The sequence below is a fragment of the Neorhizobium vignae genome (genome assembly GCF_000732195.1).
Classification (GTDB): Bacteria; Pseudomonadota; Alphaproteobacteria; order Rhizobiales; family Rhizobiaceae; genus Neorhizobium; species Neorhizobium vignae.
In genome coordinates this window covers 1-1523 of the sequence record NZ_JNNU01000057.1, presented here as the reverse complement: position 1 = coordinate 1523, position 1523 = coordinate 1, and the positions used below count along the sequence as shown (strand labels likewise).

Sequence of the window (1523 nt, the reverse complement as noted above, 5' to 3'; positions counted from 1 at the left end):
CCCTGGCTCAGCTGCTCCGAGCTTGCCGAAAGTTCCTGGCTGCCCGAGGAGACGTTGCTCGATGCCGCAAGTGCGTCGGCGACGACGCCGCGCAGGCGTTCCACCATGCTCTGCAGCGCAAGCCCGAGCGTGTCCTTGTCGGAGAGCGGTTTCGGCGAAATGGTCAGGTCGCCATTGGCGATCTGGTCGGCCACGTGTGCCGTGGTGCGCAGGTTGGTGACCATGCTCTGCATGGCGAGCCCCAGCGTATCCTTGTCGGAAAGCGGCTTGACGTCGACGGCAAGGTCGCCTTCGGAGATGCGTTCGGCGATCGCCGCGGTAGTGCGCAGGTTGCCGGTCATCACGTTGACGGTGTCGATCAGATCCTTGACCTCGTCATTCGTCTTGACTTCGACTTTCTGGTTGAGATCGCCGATTGCCACTGCATTGGCAACGGACGCGATCTTCTTGAGACCGTTGTTGATGCCGAGCGTGATCCAGAAGGCGGCGCCGATGGCGATCAGCACGGCCGCAATCGAGGCGACGCTCAAGACCATCATCGTCGAGGCGAACAGATCCTGATTCGCTTTTTCGGTATTTGTCATGCCCTTGCGCTGGATATCGAGGAGAACCTTGATGGCCTCGCCCATATCGGCAGTCATGGTGCGCAGATCGCCCATGGAGAGCGCCAGAGCGCCGGCCTGGTCACCGCGTGCCTGAATTGCCTGCAATTCGCCGGATTTCTGCTGGAACAGCTTGCCGATCGTCAGCAGCTTCTCCCAATAGGGTTTGCCTTCCGGAGAGGCGATCGAAAGCCCTTCCTGAACGGCCTTGAACATCAGTTCCGTGTTGTCGTCCGCTTCCTTGTGGAATTTCGCGGCATCCGCGAGATTGGTCGCAAGCAGCGCGTTCTTCTGGGCGCGCACCGCATCGACCTCGTTCACATTGGCGGTGAGCGCAAGTTCCAGACGACGGACCGGGCCATCGACCATCTTGATGCTGGCCTCGTTGAGGCCGCCAAGGCTCAGGCTGCCGTAGACTGCAATGCCGACAAGCAGCAGCGTCAACAGGGCGAAAGCCAATCCCAATTTCAGTTTGATTGTAAACCGCATCTTAAGTCCCCCAATTCCTTCAAAAAAACGACAAAGCTGCCTTGTATTTCTGGGATGCGATCGAAAAAAAGTCGGAGCGTAAGGCCGATAAGCCGGCAGCGGGGACTTCTTCGTTGTTCGCGCCAACGCCGTGGCGCTGGCTGTCGCGGGGCCGCTTGGCGGCCCCGCTCAATGGTCGGGAAGCGCTCAGGCGCTTTGCCGGAAGTCGTCATCGTCGGAATCGGGGCCGCCCATCGAAAGATCGAGGGCAAATCCCTTGGCGCGTGCCTGCTGGGATGCGACGGAATGGCCGGCCGGCCGGGAGGCAGGAGCTTTCGATGGCTGTTTTGCGCCGGGCTTTGCGGTTGCGTGAACCTTGGAGCCCTGCTGTGTCCGAGCCTTCGCGTTGGCGCGTTCGACCTTGAAGAACGCGATCGAGGCCTGCAGTTCCTC

Annotated in this window: 1 protein-coding gene and 1 pseudogene; both read right to left on the bottom strand. The window is 60.7% G+C overall.

All coding sequences use genetic code 11. The annotated features are described in order from the left end of the window. A partial coding sequence (locus GQ59_RS30305) for a HAMP domain-containing protein (RefSeq protein ID WP_037088611.1) occupies positions 1-1091 on the bottom strand: 1091 nt, incomplete at its 3' end. A 186-nt stretch (positions 1092-1277) separates the two neighbouring features. Then, positions 1278-1523: pseudogene (locus GQ59_RS32590) on the bottom strand (methyl-accepting chemotaxis protein); the annotation flags it as partial.